Source organism: Shewanella subflava, from assembly GCF_025971955.1.
Classification (GTDB): Bacteria; Pseudomonadota; Gammaproteobacteria; order Enterobacterales; family Shewanellaceae; genus Shewanella; species Shewanella subflava.
In genome coordinates this window covers 23,900-39,779 of the sequence record NZ_JAPDMX010000001.1, presented here as the reverse complement: position 1 = coordinate 39,779, position 15,880 = coordinate 23,900, and the positions used below count along the sequence as shown (strand labels likewise).

General features: G+C 42.7%; 14 protein-coding genes. All 14 read right to left on the bottom strand.

Translation table 11 applies throughout. The annotated features are described in order from the left end of the window. Positions 1–99 precede the first annotated feature (99 nt). Positions 100–4,617, bottom strand: coding sequence for a DUF6701 domain-containing protein (locus OHT75_RS00170; RefSeq protein WP_264724331.1), 4,518 nt, complete (start codon positions 4,615–4,617; stop codon positions 100–102). A 58-nt stretch (positions 4,618–4,675) separates the two neighbouring features. Continuing rightward, entirely contained in the window at positions 4,676–5,125 is a 450-nt protein-coding gene (locus tag OHT75_RS00165) for an MSHA biogenesis protein MshP (RefSeq protein ID WP_264724329.1), read from the bottom strand. Next, positions 5,115–5,954: a PilW family protein gene (locus OHT75_RS00160; protein WP_264724328.1), complete on the bottom strand. Its 840-nt coding sequence runs from the start codon at positions 5,952–5,954 to the stop codon at positions 5,115–5,117. Before OHT75_RS00160 ends, OHT75_RS00165 begins: the two co-directional genes overlap by 11 nt. Further along, positions 5,954–6,514 (bottom strand): prepilin-type N-terminal cleavage/methylation domain-containing protein, encoded by a 561-nt coding sequence (locus OHT75_RS00155; protein ID WP_264724327.1) that lies wholly within the window; start codon positions 6,512–6,514, stop codon positions 5,954–5,956. Before OHT75_RS00155 ends, OHT75_RS00160 begins: the two co-directional genes overlap by 1 nt. Next, positions 6,504–6,989 carry a prepilin-type N-terminal cleavage/methylation domain-containing protein gene (locus OHT75_RS00150; protein WP_264724326.1) on the bottom strand — a complete coding sequence of 162 codons (486 nt, stop codon included), beginning with the start codon at positions 6,987–6,989 and terminating at the stop codon, positions 6,504–6,506. The genes OHT75_RS00155 and OHT75_RS00150 overlap by 11 nt, the downstream gene beginning before the upstream one ends. Positions 6,990–7,194: 205 nt before the next feature. Beyond that, complete coding sequence (locus OHT75_RS00145; protein WP_264724325.1) at positions 7,195–7,677, bottom strand: type II secretion system protein; 483 nt, start codon at positions 7,675–7,677, stop codon at positions 7,195–7,197. Positions 7,678–8,052: 375 nt separating this feature from the next. Continuing rightward, positions 8,053–8,571: a type II secretion system protein gene (locus OHT75_RS00140; RefSeq protein ID WP_264724324.1), complete on the bottom strand. Its 519-nt coding sequence runs from the start codon at positions 8,569–8,571 to the stop codon at positions 8,053–8,055. 125 nt (positions 8,572–8,696) lie between these two features. Then, the gene (locus OHT75_RS00135) at positions 8,697–9,212 is read right to left on the bottom strand and encodes a type II secretion system protein (protein WP_264724421.1); all 516 of its coding nucleotides are present in this window, start codon (positions 9,210–9,212) and stop codon (positions 8,697–8,699) included. Between the two features lie 88 nt (positions 9,213–9,300). Continuing rightward, the gene (locus OHT75_RS00130; protein ID WP_264724323.1) at positions 9,301–9,906 is read right to left on the bottom strand and encodes a prepilin-type N-terminal cleavage/methylation domain-containing protein; all 606 of its coding nucleotides are present in this window, start codon (positions 9,904–9,906) and stop codon (positions 9,301–9,303) included. Between the two features lie 112 nt (positions 9,907–10,018). Then, positions 10,019–10,594, bottom strand: coding sequence for a hypothetical protein (locus tag OHT75_RS00125; protein WP_264724322.1), 576 nt, complete (start codon positions 10,592–10,594; stop codon positions 10,019–10,021). Positions 10,595–10,627: 33 nt separating this feature from the next. After that, positions 10,628–11,842 (bottom strand): type II secretion system F family protein, encoded by a 1,215-nt coding sequence (locus tag OHT75_RS00120; protein WP_264724320.1) that lies wholly within the window; start codon positions 11,840–11,842, stop codon positions 10,628–10,630. A 2-nt stretch (positions 11,843–11,844) separates the two neighbouring features. Then, positions 11,845–13,605: a GspE/PulE family protein gene (locus OHT75_RS00115; RefSeq protein WP_264724319.1), complete on the bottom strand. Its 1,761-nt coding sequence runs from the start codon at positions 13,603–13,605 to the stop codon at positions 11,845–11,847. Then, entirely contained in the window at positions 13,602–14,909 is a 1,308-nt protein-coding gene (locus tag OHT75_RS00110; RefSeq protein WP_264724318.1) for a tetratricopeptide repeat protein, read from the bottom strand. Before OHT75_RS00110 ends, OHT75_RS00115 begins: the two co-directional genes overlap by 4 nt. Then, on the bottom strand, positions 14,906–15,859 hold the full coding sequence (locus OHT75_RS00105; RefSeq protein ID WP_264724317.1) for an ExeA family protein: 954 nt from the start codon (positions 15,857–15,859) through the stop codon (positions 14,906–14,908). Before OHT75_RS00105 ends, OHT75_RS00110 begins: the two co-directional genes overlap by 4 nt. Positions 15,860–15,880: the final 21 nt, after the last annotated feature.

Sequence of the window (15,880 nt, the reverse complement as noted above, 5' to 3'; positions counted from 1 at the left end):
AGAAGGTTAACTATTGCTAATCTGGCTATATTTTTTTAAAAACACCCTATAAAAGCCCAAAATCTTCCGTGGGAAAAACATTAATCAGAAAATATCTGCTTAATTACGCACCTCTTGCCAATAAATAATCCGGTCATGACCACGATATCGACCAAAAAATGCGCTCGCTTGAGGATTAACGAGTAAATTAGGCAAGCTGGTGTCGTAGTTCCAGTACCACTGTAACCAACTGTCGACGATTAAAGGGGCGTTAACTTGACCGCGATACTTTTGCACACCGGTATTTTGCCACAATAATAATCCCTTTCCAGCGAATACTGTCGAGCTATTACTTGTTCGCGTGACCGTTTCTGCGGTTGCTTTTGCAGGAGTATAAGTTTCAGTGCCGCTTAGGCTACCATTAATCACGCTGCAATTATCACTTGGGTTTAACAACCACTGACTCCCATTCCAATATTGTGCATAGGTTGGCATGCGTAATATTTCATTTTCAGGCCCGTAGGTATTGTCCATTAGCACACGACCATGGCGCAGATCTTGAGTCGATATTCGCTTGGCCGTACAGGTATTGGTTGGCGTTGTACAATTGCCCGTAGTGTCTGCGCGCATGTCTGGATCGGCCACAAATGCAATGTTAGTGTCGTTATCGAAAACCTTTACGCCAATATCTAACATATTAAAAGGACCATCAACATTAGGCGCGATACTTCTGGCAAATTTAGCCCGGTAACTGGCATCAACACTTGCTACACCCGCAACCCATGAGGCGGCATTAACAGGCAAGCTACTGAGGCGATTTGATAACTCAACACCATTATTACTATTTTCAGCCACTAACTGCGCTGTGCCTTTGGCAAAGCTATTTTGATAATTTTGAGTAACACTGCTAAAGGTATTAAAAGCGCTGATGTTCATTGCCAGAGGAAACGGTTGATCCATATAACTGAACACACCACAGGCGGGTAGCACACTCACGCCACTGACCACAAAACGATCGGGAACAAATCGCCCCATATTGGCAGATTGCGCCAGTGGAATGTTATAAAAACTTGAGCCTAAATAACTGGCAGGTGGTTTGGCACTAAACTTAAATACTCCCACTTCACTAATGGATTGCGGCACAGTATTGGTGTTAGTGCTATTGGAGATATGATTGTAACTGGTATTAGAAATGACGCCTGCTGCACCACCTGAGGGAGCCACTAGGGTACTTCCTAACGCGATGCCACTATGAACATAATTAGGCGTATTGAGATTGTCACAATAATTGGTATCACCGTCCACTTGCCATGCTTTACCTTGAATCAATAAGTTAAATGACTCACCCGCTTTTTTATATACATTACAAGTGCTATTGCCCGCAGTGCATTGAGCAGCGGCATCTTGCGGCGTGATACATAGCCCGACAGGAAAACTCACAAAGGCATCATTTCCTAACATGGTTAAGCCTTGCTCATTACCCGTACCTGTATATCTCGCATCAAGCTGAACCTGGCCAGCATCAGGGTAATTAACGGCAATTTTAGCTTTACCCAGAGCATCAAAAGCCAATGCTATCGTGGTCGATGTGGCACTTGTTTTACCCACACTGGTGTTATTTACCGATACGCTTTGACCATTTATCGGCGCTGATGGACTGGTATAAGTGCTCCAAAAATCCACGTTTTTAGACACATTGGCAAAACTAGGCACACATTGACGCGTAATATCATCCTTTTTAACGGCACTCACAACAATGTCGGTTGCAGGCTTATTGGCTAGTTTATCGGGTACATCAAAGATAAAGCCGCTATCGGAAAAATTAAGCGTGCAGTTAGCAGCAGATGCTGAACCACCCGCAATACGACACAAAGTTTGGCTAAAAGGTTTAGCACCGGGAGTGGAACCAGTTACCCCAACCGTGACTGGGCCTGCGGTATTTCGGTTCAACTGAACCGTGGTTGCTCCACCACTAAAGCTTACCGTATTCCCCCCAATCCATCCTCCGCCGCCAGTCACTGTAGCCGGGCTTAATGTCGCGGTAACAAAATCAGGCACAGTTTGAGTACAATCAGGATTAGCACACGCTTTGAGGGTTAATGTTTCTGGGCCGCAGGTTAATCCACTGCCGCTGTGGGTATATTCAAAATGATCAATCACCACGCCAATAGGTCGTGAATCTAATGCACAAATTTCAACATTATCGATTTCATGGTTATTGGTGGCGCCACCTGTTGAGCCAGTAAGGGATAGTAAAAAGTCAGCTGGCACTGGTGCCTGAGTCCCGATAGCTGCAGCATCAAATGCTGGAATGATTTCAACAAAACCAGCACCACTGTTACGCTCCACTTTAACAATAGACTGGCCAGCAACTTTTGAGTCAATTGTAATTCGATAACGATGTGCTGGAGTCACATTGTTATTATCTACCGTTGGCGAGAGGCAGTTGCCGCTTGTATTCGTAGTGCCATTATTACAAGCTCCTCGCAAATAAGGATAACCACTTGTGCCTGAACCCGATCCTCTTACAGCAACCGATTGTTGACGACGTCCAGGACCACTCGGCCCGCCTTCAGTGGAGAAGTTACCGTATTCATCGATACCAAATCCTAACCAACCACCCGCAAAACCATTCACAGTTGAACGCGCACCATAGCCTAGAGGACCACCATAGGCCCCCGCCTGCGGAGTCACCTTAGCATCCGAAAGCACAAAGGCAATACCATCTGCACCACTGCCGCCATAGGCATAGTGATCAAACTCAATTTCGACGAGGTTATTTGCTGCAGGAAATAAACGTTGATAGGTGGATGATGTCGCTTGATCACCACTAGCCTCTGTTACCCGTAAGCGGTTATTCACAATAGCTGGAGTAAAGTTTCCTCGGCTCTTAGACACCACCCAATCATTACCGATATCGGTACGCTGAAAGTTATCGGTAAAACATTGCTTAACTTTGGTGAGTTTCTCAATAGCTACAAAGCTATAATTTTCCCAAATATGTGCTCTGTCTGCGTCACGATACGTGTCCTCGTCAACGACCATGCTGACCAAACTGTTGGTTAACTGACAACGACGCAACCAACCACCGTCTCCGCCACGGCGACTGGTTTTTCCAGAGACAAAAACTGGGGTATTAGCAAAACCCACTAACGAGGTAGTGTAATTACATTGATAGCTAAGATCTTGTACGCCACCCGCATTAAAAGTTTGCCCATTACCAAAATGATAATTGGTATTCTCACCCGCCAACACCATAGCACCGCTACCAGATGCTACTGATAAGTAGCCTATCGTCTCATTTTGTATTTGCGAATTATTTAAATTTCCTGGTTGGCATTGGTTATTATTACTTCTCACTTCGGAGGTATCTAACGCCAGTTCAATACCTGTGGAGGTAAATTGAGAAGTACTGGTAAACCAGCAATTATTATTGCGAGTTTGCAGTTGATTCAATAACACGTCTTGACTAGCAGGTAAGGTTACCTGGGTATAGGGTGAGTTAGAACCAAACAACGCTTGATTATAATTAACAGAACCCGCGATTAATTTGCTGCCATTAGATAAATCATGAGTCCCCGGTGTGACCGCAATCCAATGGATCTCAGGCATATTGTTAGATGGCGTGTAACGGTTACTGGGATCTGTAGGTTCTTGTTTGCCCCAAGTAAAACCCTGCGTATTCACACTGTCCAAAAATACTGAGGCGGGGCCATCATTATTACTATTAGTTTGCGAAATCGTTGGCATCAAAAACACCAAAGGCTTCACCCCACTAGGAAAAGCCTTGGTAAATGTGACGCTGGTAGAGGTCGCTTTGCCGTATTGGATATGGAAAGGTGCAACAATAGGTAATGAAGGATTAATTGAATTATTGTTAAACATTTTTAAATAACGAGCTGTAACACTGCCATTAATGACAGAGCCATTATTCATGACAACATCTTGATCGCTATATACATTACCGTTAATTAATGACGCAGAGGTTAATGCAAAATTATTATAAGAAATGAACTGTAACTTAAAATTGTTCTTTCTATTAATTGCTGCGCCATCCATACTCGAATTATTGTTGTTAACAAAAATACGAACATTACCTAGCAATTCAATTTCGGTGTTATTGTCAATAAAGAAATCGTCAATCCAGTAATCGCCTGCAGGAAAAAACACTTTCGCACCCGACCCCAAATGTAATTTCTTAAATCGATATTCTGATTGTGAAGAAGACAGGGTTAATGTACATGTCGCATAAAGCTCGATGGTTGAAAACTGATTTTTACCATCGCCACCTAGTGTCAGGTTTTGACCTGCACTACAAAAACCTATGCCACCGTCATTACCTGTACTGGTTTGAAAAGCTTGATTGCCATTCATTTTTAACCCAACAATTTTATTGTTGGTAATAGTACATTTACGAGTTCCGCCGAAACCATCATCGCAACTATCGCTTGGCATCCCAGAGTTAGCATTACTCGTACAAAAGTTAAGCGCTTGACCTAATGTTCCGTTAATTCTTGAACCGCTCTGCATGGATAATTGTGGGGAACTTAACGAGTTACAATTTGCATTGTTGCTTCCAGAGTGCCCTTGAGCCACTTTAGGCCAAATTGCAGTCTCATCAATCACATCAAACGCCATAGCAGAACTGCTAATACACAATAGCAAGCTTATAAAGGCCCATTTACAAGAGATTGATCTAATTTCCACGAGCTTCTACCTCAACTTGTCTTTGCACCCTCAAACAGTTACTGCTGCTATCGCTGCCACATCCTCCTGTTTCACAAACCGCTTTACTGTTTATTCGATACTGCGTGAGCGTGCTAACCGTTGCACTGCTACAGGTAATATTGACACGACAGCCATGAAACCCAATTTCATTCGCAGGAGGTGTCCATGTGGGGCTAACATTGGCGCACGTTGCTGCGCCACCATTTAACGGGAACAACTGCGCCAAAGCGGCATCTGCACCGCTATTGGCACTGTTTAATGCCCTTGCGCCCCACACTTCCATAGAAATAGCCTCATCGCCATCTGCGACAATGCGGATCAAACTGCCTGCTAGCATAAACATCACGATCAGCACAAAGATACCAATCACTAGTGCGCTTCCGTTTTGTGAACTTTTCATCGACGATTTAAGGAACATTGATCACCTGCACCTGATGTTGATACTTAAATGATTCGCCATTCACACTAAAACGAGGTTCAATATGCACTATCGCATTTGTTATTAAACTTGAAGGCGTTAACACTATTGCCGGTTCAACAAGCAAGTTGTTAATAATGTTTTGCGCCATAATTACCCCACTCGCCATGATAGAAGGCGCGGGCTGTGCAGTGCGATAGCCATAGTTAGCATATCGAGTTAAGTCTGAAGTGCCATTGGCTCGTTTTTCAACACAATAGCTGATTGGCTGAGCAACAAAAAATAGCCGTTTTAGCGGTGAGTCTTCCGTAAAACGCACAGAGGCGGCTAAAGTCAGATTCACTTGATTGCCGATTGTGGCAACGTTTGCTATCAAAAATCGTTTGGCAATACTGCCTGTTGGGTTATAAATTTCAGCTGCTGTTAATGGATAAATCATCGCCCATTGTCCGGCGATAATGGACTGATTGGTTGCAATGGCACTAACACTATTACTTGCAACAGCCGGTGCTATCGGCGCACTGACATACGAGGTACTTGCCACAATAGGCACAAACTCTATACATTGATAACTTCCATCTGTAGCCGTGATTAATCTTGTTGAATTAGGCAAGGCGCTGCGAATATCCCTTGTCATCCGCTCAACCCCAAATCGACTTTGGCTCAACACTTGATCCACCGCACTGGACTCAACAAAAATACGCGTGCCAAAAATCACAAAGCTGCTAACGCCCACCACAATAATACCGAGAATAAGAATCACAGTGACCATTTCAACTAAGGTAAAACCTTGCGATCGCTTGCCACTTTTTCCACTCTTATAAGGCATCAGTAATTGCTCCTTACAGACTGGTAAGTAATCACTTCGTTACTAGGTGTTGTTACAGATACGGTAATGAGCTTCGCCGCCTGAGTGGTTGCATCAACATAGCTGACGTTAACATTTAAGTTGAAGTTTTTGTAAACCGCAGCATAAGTTTGGCTTGAGTTGAACATGAACGAATTAATTGTGAGCCCGTGATAATCGTCAATGTCATTATAATCATCACGCTCTTCGCCGGCATCTGGGCCTAGGGAGGCTGTGGTTGAACAAGGCAAACCTAATGGACTATTACAGGCAGGCACACCGCCATTGGGATTAGTTTGTTGATCGAAGCGTTTACCCCAAACCTCATTCATCACTGAGTGGGCTAATTCCGCCGAACGCATACGATAAAGCGACTCAACCGATCTATCTGCTTGAGGGAAAAACATTGATGTTAGCATCACAATCGCGATACTGATCACCAACATGCCAATCACAAGCTCAATTAATGAAAAACCCAATTGCTGCCGAGCGACGCGCACTGATTTACACCGATAACATGAAGTGTTTGGCTTAAAGGGCATAAATATACCCCTCGGACTCAACACCAACTTGCAAGGTTTCGTCTGCATTGATATTGAAACAAATACCGGCACAACTGGGTGATAACACCCTACCTAAACTGTCGAATGTAATAGTAAAAGATTGGCTAGCTGATGCCGTCAAACTCACTGATGCCCCACCACTATAAGTTTGCAAGGCTTCTGCACGAATTAGATTAGTACAACTGGTGCCTGCACGGGCTGAATAATGGCGTAATTGATAGCCTGTAGCGGTGACGTTCACATCAAAGCATTGATCAGTATTATTGAGGGCTCTTAATTGAGCTTGACGTAATTCAGAAATAAATTCATTGCGCAGTGAATAAGCGCTGTAGCTGGAGTCAGAAAAAAAACGCGGTAAAACAACAACCGCAATAATGCCGATAACAATAATTGTGGTAACAAGTTCAACTAAACTGAACCCATTTAGCTTTAATGATGAGCGATTAAAATTCATGTCATCCTTTTAATTAATTCATCGTAATCTCGGCGGTTAACTCCTGATAGTATGGCAAATTTTTTAACCTTTTGTCTGCTTATTTGTTCATTTATGTGAAAGCCACTTTCACCCCAAACCAGCTTATTTTAAGTGGTGCTAAATCAATCAAGGCCTTTAAAAGGCCTTGATTGGTTTAATAAGTCACTTATTAGTAACGGGTTAATTAGCAGTCTTCTGGCTCAGGAAATGCTTTAGCTGCTCCAGCAGGTAAGTCATAACTATAAGTAGGCAGCTTGCCTTCATCTTCAGCAGCTTTATAAATGAAGTAACAGGTATCGGGTGCACCATTTTGGCTAATTTTCACTTCGCCTGTAGCTTCCACCAACGTCCATTCTGTCAGTGAAATATCGGTTGCTTCAACAATCGCGTCACTGGTTGCAGCAATATAACCGTAAACAATATCAATATTTTGGCCTGTCCCTATATTAATATCTGTAGCTGCTTGTTTCTCTTCTCCGGCCAATGCCGCTTTGGAATACACTAAGGTATTTGCACCTTGAATAGCAGCTTTAATGCCCTGCAATGTTGATACACGGGCATCGCCCTGTAAATTGATAAATTTAGGCGCTGCGGTAACCGCTAAAATACCTAAAATAATAATCACCACAACTAATTCGATTAAGGTAAAACCTTGTTGTTTTTGCATAAATACGACCTATAGATACGACAATATAAAATATGGATGCCTATGTATTCCAAACTTGCTGCATTTTAGTAAAGCAAGGTAAGTGGCTAAGCAATGTTCTCGCGTTAATCCTTAACGGCGAGATTTGTTAAATAAACAACCTTTACCTAACAAGGGCGTCAATTATCTCACTTAGTCAATTTTCTGTCTTGCATAACTCGGTATCAGTTTGTATCAACCATAATTAAAACAGATATTTAACAACATATTGTTCGCTAAAAATTAGCTGTTCTGAGCTTCTAGCTAAGGTTATTTGTAAAGAGTGGCAGATAAGAGCTTAATCACGAAAAAGCCTGCAAGATGCAGGCTTAGATGAAAATGACTGGTTAATGATTATTAACACTTACTTGGGTCTGTCTCTATATCATAGGAGGGTAGCTCACCCACAGCTAAAGCACTTGTGTAAAACAATATACAAGAGTCGGCTAGACCAACATCCAGTGGCGATGGAGCACCGCGCTGCCAAATGACAACAGTCCCTCCTGGTGGGGCGCCAAACTGCGCAATAAGCCAATCGCCATTACCTGTTGGATTAGTAATATCATCAAATTCAGCCTCCAATGCATCAGTCAAAGATTGAATATCTGCACTTAAATATCCATATTCAATGCGTACATCATTTGCAGCACCAATGTCTAACGTTGTGTCATCAGCTTTTTCTTTACCTGCAATTGCTGCTTTAGAATAAACCAGTGAATTGGCACCTTTCAGTGCTGCCTGCATCCCTGCTAGTGCAGATACTCTTGCATCACCTTGAAGGTTAATAAATTTGGGGGCAGCAGTAACAGCTAAAATGCCTAAAATAATTATCACCACAACCAATTCAATTAAGGTAAAGCCTTGTTGAGTTTTCATAAATACCCCCAATTAATTCGACCAGCTACCCTTTACATCATCAAAAGCAGAATTTACTTAACGTTATTACAATATTGCAAACATAAAAAAGCCTGCGAAATGCAGGCTTTTGTTAAAATTTAAAATTAACACTTAGTTGCATCTGCTTCTGCAACGTATTTTGGAAGCACTGTTGCAGTCGCTTCTGTATAGGTTAATTTACATGCCGCTGGTGCACCTTTTTGCCAAATATCAACAGTCTTAGGTGTACCTGCATTTTCCTGAATAATCCACTCAGCAGTGCCTGCTGCATTTGTTGGCGCACCATTTGTGCCAGCATCAAAAACAACGTCTAATGCTTTCTCTAAATCTACTTTAAGCGCATTAGTATAACCGTACTGAGTTGTAATAGTGACTGGAGCGGCTGTTGTACCACCAATCGTTACAGTTTGAGAGGCCGCTTTTTCTTTACCCGCCAAAGCGGCTTTAGAATAAACCAGCGTATTGGCACCTTGAATTGCTGCTTTCATACCCGCTAGAGCAGACACGCGCGCATCACCTTGTAAATTAATAAACTTAGGCGCAGCCGTTACCGCTAAAATACCCAGAATAATGATCACAACCACTAATTCAATTAGGGTAAAACCTTGTTGTTTTTGCATAACTTTTTGCATATAAACCTCTTTTAAAAAATAAACATCCGCTTAACTGCTGTTAGATTGAAAATATAAAACAACAGTCAAAATTGAATTAGTTGTTAGTGAATGACAGAACTTGTCCTGTCCCTGGGTTATAGGTCACGCCTTTGGCCCCACTTGTGGTTAAATCAGGCGCCGGTGTGGCTATTCCTGAAGTCTGATCGACAGTTAACGATGCGATTTGATGGTAAACACACAAGTCTATACCCGTTACATTCACGCCGTTAATTCCCGTAGCAGAACCACCGACATTATCTAGTACCCTAACAGTATAACGTTGGTCACGAGCATCCTGAGTATAAAGTACATTACGGGGTGCACTTTGCAATACACTGTTGAATACTTCCTGACATGTTAGATCTGTCATAGCGGTCACATCGGTATTGCTCACACCCGTTGGGAAACCGAAACGAGTATCGAGCGAAACACTGGTACCGTCTAATATCACCGAGGTATTACGGCGACCATCAACTTCCCATTGTGCTCTTACAAAACCTACTGCTGTGGCTAAACCACCTGAAACACCATCTACACTGGCGTTTTCAGCATCATCAGTTACGTTTAAAAAACGTGGAATCGCGGTTGCGGCAAGTAATCCGAGGATCACAATTACGATCACCAGCTCGATTAAAGAAAAGCCTTTTTGATTCAACTTCATAAGTTATGCACTCTTTCAATTGTCCCACTATTTCACCTGAAAATTAGCATCGCACTAATTTTCGTATATATCTACTAATATTAGCAGCTTATTGGTATTTGCTAAAATTTATTTAGCCTTTTATATTATCGGCTTGGAAAAAAAGTATCCTTCCCGTAGAAAATTGATAACTGATACTGGTGGAATCCTCTGCCAAGTAACGGCAGACACTGGTGTCAGCATCGTAACTTACATCAATATCATTAAGTTGTGTGGCCAGTAATTGATACCATAAGCGCTTACAACCACTGACATCTAAACTGTTAATCAACGGCCAACCTTTATCAGATAAGCTAATCCAGTTACCGGTTGCCACCAACTGAGCATCTAGCTCATCTGTTGCTTGTAATAGTAACTGCCCAGAATCTGACGTTTCTGCCTGATTGTTGGTATGCACATCTGGTGCCATACTCTCCCAATTAAGCAGTAAGCGCTTTGGTCTGCCCGTAGACAACCATTGGCTTTTTATCATGGCGGTTATATTCAACAGTCGATTATGTTCAAGCGCTAAACTTTTACCTGTCATACTGGGAATTGAATTAAAATGCCTCAAACCCAACATCGCCAAAATTAATAAAAAAACACCAATGGCGATCATCCGTCCATAGACCTTAATCAGATCACCTTCTGCCTGTTGTTGCTTTAGCATAATGGGGCCTTAAGGCATAATGTGTTCAACAATCTACCCCTTGACCACATTTAACATATCCCACATCGGAAGATAAATGCCTAACGCCAAAATCAGCACAATACAAGCGACAAAGCCAATCAGAATCGGTTCTAACTTGGCAGTAAGATTTTTCAAATCATAATCGACCTCACCTTCGTAAAAATCTGCAGCATCCGTTAATAATTGATCAATTTGTCCTGTTTCTTCACCTACTGCCACCATTTGTAAAACTAACGGGGTAAATAATTTGCTTTGATTAGAGACCCTTAACATTGACTCACCAGACTCAATACCACGGCGCATCGCCACAATTTTGTCATGCATGTAAGCATTGTCTACTGCGTCAGCCACTAAGCTTAATGCCTGCGTCATAGGAACACCCGCACTTAACATCATTGAAAAGCTGCGGCAATAACGTGATAGGGTTGAACGCTCAATAATTGAGCCTACTGCAGGAATATGTAATTTCCAGCGATCCCAGGTCTTTTCACCTTTTTCACTGTGCAACCAATAACGAATACCCACAATCATACCGATAAGTCCCACCAGCATATGCGGCCAAAAATTAACAAACAGATCTGAGGTAGCAATCAGGATTTTAGTGGCCCAGGGAAGCTCGGCACCAAAACGGGAAAACATCGCGGCAAACTTAGGGATCACCATAATATTCAAAATCACCATGGCAAGGGCGATCGCTATTAACACAAAAATCGGGTATCGCATGGCCGACTTAATCCGGCGGCGGGTTTCTTGCTCCCTTTCAATATAGCCAGACAACTGAATAAAAGCATCTTCCAATTTACCGGTATTTTCCCCCACATGCACCATAGAGATAAATAACGAATCAAACACATCAGGATGTTGGTTCATTGCTGATGACAGCGGTCTACCCGCTGTTAACTGGGTTGAAATATCATCCAGCGCCTGCTTCATTCTCATTGAATGGGTTGTTTCAGACAGGCCTGCAATCGCCCGAAGAATAGGAATACCTGAGCGGGTTAATGAATACATTTGCCGGCTAAATATCTGTAATTCTTCTAACGACACTTTGCTGCCAAACAAGCTCCCCCATGAAAACGTTTTTGCCGGTTTAACTTCTCTTAATTCAAGCGGAATAATGCCACGGCTCATCAAGGCATCGGCAGCGGAGTTTTCATCCGCAGCATCTAGTTGCGCGGTCACAGCCTGACCTTGCGCATTTCGACCTCGATAATAATAAATGGGCATAGTTACGCCTCAATCGTTTGTTGACTTATCACATCTTGTGATAAAGGAATGGAAGATTCAGTGACATCTTCTACTAGCCTAGACACTTCTTCAATGGTTGTTGTGCCCTGGAACAGGTATTCCATTGCCGATTTTGCTAATGGCACAAAATTAGGACTTTTTAGGGCTGCACGGGCAAAGTCTTGTGGGTTGCCAGTGCGCATAGCATCAATCATGCTTTCATCAAGTTCTAATATTTCAAAGATACCAATTCGGCCACGATAACCTGAACCATTACAGCTCTGACACCCCGTACCAATTTTAAATGTAGCTTGGGAAAAGTCTTCTTTTGAAACACTTTTTAACCAACCGGTTTCGGCCGCGGTTAATTGGTAATCAACGCTGCAATTATGACAAACACGACGCACTAGACGCTGGGCAATGATCACGCGCAGCGCACTGGCAACCAGATAACTGGCTGCACCCATATCCAGCAACCGCAGTGCACTGGTTACCGCATCGTTGGTGTGCAAGGTCGATAATACAAAGTGACCCGTTAACGCACCTCGTAAACCAATCTCTACGGTTTCCTGATCGCGCATTTCCCCTACCATGATAATGTCGGGGTCTTGACGCAAGGTGGTGCGTAAAACGTTGGAAAAGTTTAAGCCAATTTTATGGTTTACTTGCACTTGGTTAATGCGGGGTAACTGATATTCAACCGGGTCTTCAACGGTAATAATTTTGCGATCAGCGGTATTTAACTCACTTAAAATACCGTACAAGGTCGTGGTTTTACCACTACCTGTTGGACCTGTTACCAGCAACATGCCATGGGGACGCTTAATCTGTTTACGAATGCGGGCAACGATATGCGGCGGCATGCCCGTTTCATCTAAGGTACGTAAACCTGCGGTTTGATCTAACAAACGCATTACCACTGACTCACCATGATAAATGGGCATTGTCGACATACGCACATCAATTTTATGGCCTTTAACTTCAATATGAAAACGGCCATCCTGGGGTAAACGCTTTTCTGAAATATCTAAACCGGACATTAACTTCAAGCGCAACACTAAAGCCGAAGCAATATTGACTTCATTCAAGGTGTTTTCATGCAATTGGCCATCAACACGTTGCCTGATACGTAACACTTTTTCACCGGGTTCAATATGAATATCCGATGCGCGCATTTGTACGGCATCTTCAAAAATAGATTGCAGTAACTTGACCACTGTTGTTTCGTTATCGCTGTCACCTTGGGTCAAATTCGCCAAATCAAACATATCGTCTGCGGCGTATTCTTCTTCTAATTTACCGGCGATTTGAGCTATTTGATCGGTACGGCGGTACAGATTATCAAAAGCGTCTAATAACTGTTGCTCTGGGGCGACCGCAATTTTTAACTGCTTAGGTGCAACAAGTACTTCTAAGTTATCAATGGCCTGCAAGTCTGCAGGATCACTCATGGCCACCAGCACACTATCGTTATCGCTTTCTACCACTAAGGCCCGATGTCTGCGTGCTTGCACTTCAGGTAATATGTTGACGACCTCAGGGGTAATCGGACGACGGCTAATATCTAAAAATGGCAAATTTAGCTGTTGCGATAAAAACTTCAATAACTGATTTTCACTGATACTATGTAAATCAATTAACGTACGGCCGAGCTTTTTACCTGTATTACGCTGTTCAGACAGTGCCTGCTGCAGTTGCTGTTCTGAAATAATCTGTTCTTGAACTAAAAGATCACCTAAACGCATCTTTAACTTGGGTTTCATTGGTTTTCTCCTAGTTGTTCTAAACGCTGCTTCACAAACTCAGTCGCGGCATTGGATAAGCCTGAATAATTTAATGCTGAACGGTAAGCTGCAGCAGCTTTAATATATTCCTGTTGAGAATCTAACGCATAAGCCAGTCCAAGCCACCATCTTGCTTGAGTCGATTCGATTTTTAACAATGAACGATAGGCGGCTTCAGACACGCTGTATTGCGCATTTTTTTGCGCAATATCGCCTTGAAATACCCATTTATCTCTAGCGAACTCAGTATTATCATCAATATAACTTAATGACATTAGCGCCGAGTTATATTCTTGCAGCGCATTTTCTAAATTGGCTTTCATTAAATAAAACTCCCAATGCGTTGGGAACAGGCTAATGCCACTTTCTAATAGCTGTAATGCGGTGTCAGCATTATTGCGGCCATAATAAATATTCACCAACTGCTTGCGAGCGCTGTGTAAGCTTGGGTCTAAAATAATAGCGTCTAAATATAAACCCGCAGCCTCATCAAGACGTTTGTCATTTTCCGCTGTTTGCGCTTTTTTAAATTGCACTTGCGCCAGTTGCGTTTTCGTCAACTGAACCTCTGTGACTTTCATGCTGCTATTGGCATTGCTATCCTGCATACGCGAAATGACAGCAGGTTTGGCTTCTTTTGTATTATCGGCTTTAGCGATGATAGTTGGCGTATTTTTAGCCGGGGCAGCAACGTTTTTGGTCACAGAGTCCACTGCTGGCTCAGATGTTTTTAACTGACCATTTGGGGCGTTTTCGGCCATAGCGGTTATGTCTTCATCCGTTTTAGATGCCAAAAACTGGTTGTCATCTGGCGGAGTGATCGCTAACGACTCTGCATCATCACTCAAAGCAATTGGTGTCAATTGTTCATCAGAAATACCATGTATTTGGTCATTATGAGCCACGGATAAATCACTACTTTGAGGGGGTAACAACGTATTTTCCGATATGTCGGTCGGCGGCGTTGATCCTGCTGGTACATTAGATGTTGTATATGCGGTTTCAGCCACAATCTTATCATCTAATAATGGCTGCGATGATGGAGACACTTCTAAGTTATTGACCATCTGATCAGCTTGATTAAACAGACTAAAGCCAATCCATGCCATTGGCATTAGTACCATTAATGTTAGCAAGACTAAACGCGTTTTGTTAGGTGTAGTGACCTGACTTGTAAACTCAAGTGTAGGACGAATAAACTGGTTATTTTCAACCTTAGATATGCCATCTTCATTTTGCTGACGCTGCTCTAAATCCTGCAGCATTTTATTTATAACGCTCATAACCACTCACCTAATTGAGCAAACCAATGACTGCAACACGCTGCCGAACTTAACTGCATTACAGCAAAAATACTGAGTGTAAAACCAAGACAAACCAGTAACCATTTCAGTGAAACCAAACTTGGCTTGTTGATAGGTTCACTCGCATCATCGGTGTCTTTTATCGCTGCTCGGCAATGCGATAATGAGACGTTTTTAGCTCCTTCCCCAAAGGCCAGCAACAATGTTTTGTGAGCTAAGATATTCACCAAACGAGGAATTCCTCTAGCTGCGTTGGCAATCAATTTCGATTCTTTCATCTTAAAAATCGCTTTGCCTTGAAAGCCAGCAATACTGAGTCTGTGATTCATATAAGCTTGCACTTCATCCCAATTTAACGGCCTGAGATGATAACTAAAGGTAATACGTTGTCTGAGCTGACGAAACTTAGGTTGGCGTAACCTTTCATCTAATTCTTGCTGGCCAAACAGCACAACCTGCAACAATTTACGGCTTTCAGTTTCTAGGTTGGTGAACAAACGTAATGCTTCAAGACTGTCATCGGGAAGAGCCTGAGCTTCATCAATCACCAACACCACTTGAAAACCTTGCTCATTTAGCGCCAATAATCGCTCATGTATCAAACGGGTTAATTGTTGTTGATCAAGCCTTGCTTCAACATCAATGCCCAGATCAGCTGCAACAGCCCAACGTAATTCCGCAGGGGTTAAGTAGGGATTTGGAATATAAGCACATTGAAAATGAGACGGTAACTCATTTAGCAACTTACGACAAACTAAGGTTTTACCCGTGCCCACCTCGCCGGTGACCTTAATAAAACCTTCACCGGTTTCAAGAGCCATTTGCAAAACTTGTAACGCTTCTACATGCGGCGTTAAGCCGAAAAAAAATCCAGTATTAGGCGTCAGTGTAAAAGGCAGCTGCCGTAAACCAAAGTGTTGCAGATACATAACTGCTAAGTTCCTTTGGCA

Bases quoted from the DNA above. Each gene is read 5' to 3' on its own strand.
- OHT75_RS00160 (WP_264724328.1), bottom strand. From the start codon at position 5,954: ATGCCTTATAAGAGTGGAAAAAGTGGCAAGCGATCGCAAGGTTTTACC.
- OHT75_RS00125 (WP_264724322.1), bottom strand. From the start codon at position 10,594: ATGCTAAAGCAACAACAGGCAGAAGGTGATCTGATTAAGGTCTATGGA.
- OHT75_RS00155 (WP_264724327.1), bottom strand. From the start codon at position 6,514: ATGCCCTTTAAGCCAAACACTTCATGTTATCGGTGTAAATCAGTGCGC.
- OHT75_RS00170 (WP_264724331.1), bottom strand. From the start codon at position 4,617: ATGGCGTTTGATGTGATTGATGAGACTGCAATTTGGCCTAAAGTGGCT.
- OHT75_RS00110 (WP_264724318.1), bottom strand. From the start codon at position 14,909: ATGAGCGTTATAAATAAAATGCTGCAGGATTTAGAGCAGCGTCAGCAA.
- OHT75_RS00145 (WP_264724325.1), bottom strand. From the start codon at position 7,677: ATGCAAAAACAACAAGGTTTTACCTTAATCGAATTAGTTGTGGTGATT.
- OHT75_RS00140 (WP_264724324.1), bottom strand. From the start codon at position 8,571: ATGAAAACTCAACAAGGCTTTACCTTAATTGAATTGGTTGTGGTGATA.
- OHT75_RS00115 (WP_264724319.1), bottom strand. From the start codon at position 13,605: ATGAAACCCAAGTTAAAGATGCGTTTAGGTGATCTTTTAGTTCAAGAA.
- OHT75_RS00120 (WP_264724320.1), bottom strand. From the start codon at position 11,842: ATGCCCATTTATTATTATCGAGGTCGAAATGCGCAAGGTCAGGCTGTG.
- OHT75_RS00130 (WP_264724323.1), bottom strand. From the start codon at position 9,906: ATGAAGTTGAATCAAAAAGGCTTTTCTTTAATCGAGCTGGTGATCGTA.
- OHT75_RS00150 (WP_264724326.1), bottom strand. From the start codon at position 6,989: ATGAATTTTAATCGCTCATCATTAAAGCTAAATGGGTTCAGTTTAGTT.
- OHT75_RS00165 (WP_264724329.1), bottom strand. From the start codon at position 5,125: ATGTTCCTTAAATCGTCGATGAAAAGTTCACAAAACGGAAGCGCACTA.
- OHT75_RS00105 (WP_264724317.1), bottom strand. From the start codon at position 15,859: ATGTATCTGCAACACTTTGGTTTACGGCAGCTGCCTTTTACACTGACG.
- OHT75_RS00135 (WP_264724421.1), bottom strand. From the start codon at position 9,212: ATGCAAAAACAACAAGGTTTTACCCTAATTGAATTAGTGGTTGTGATC.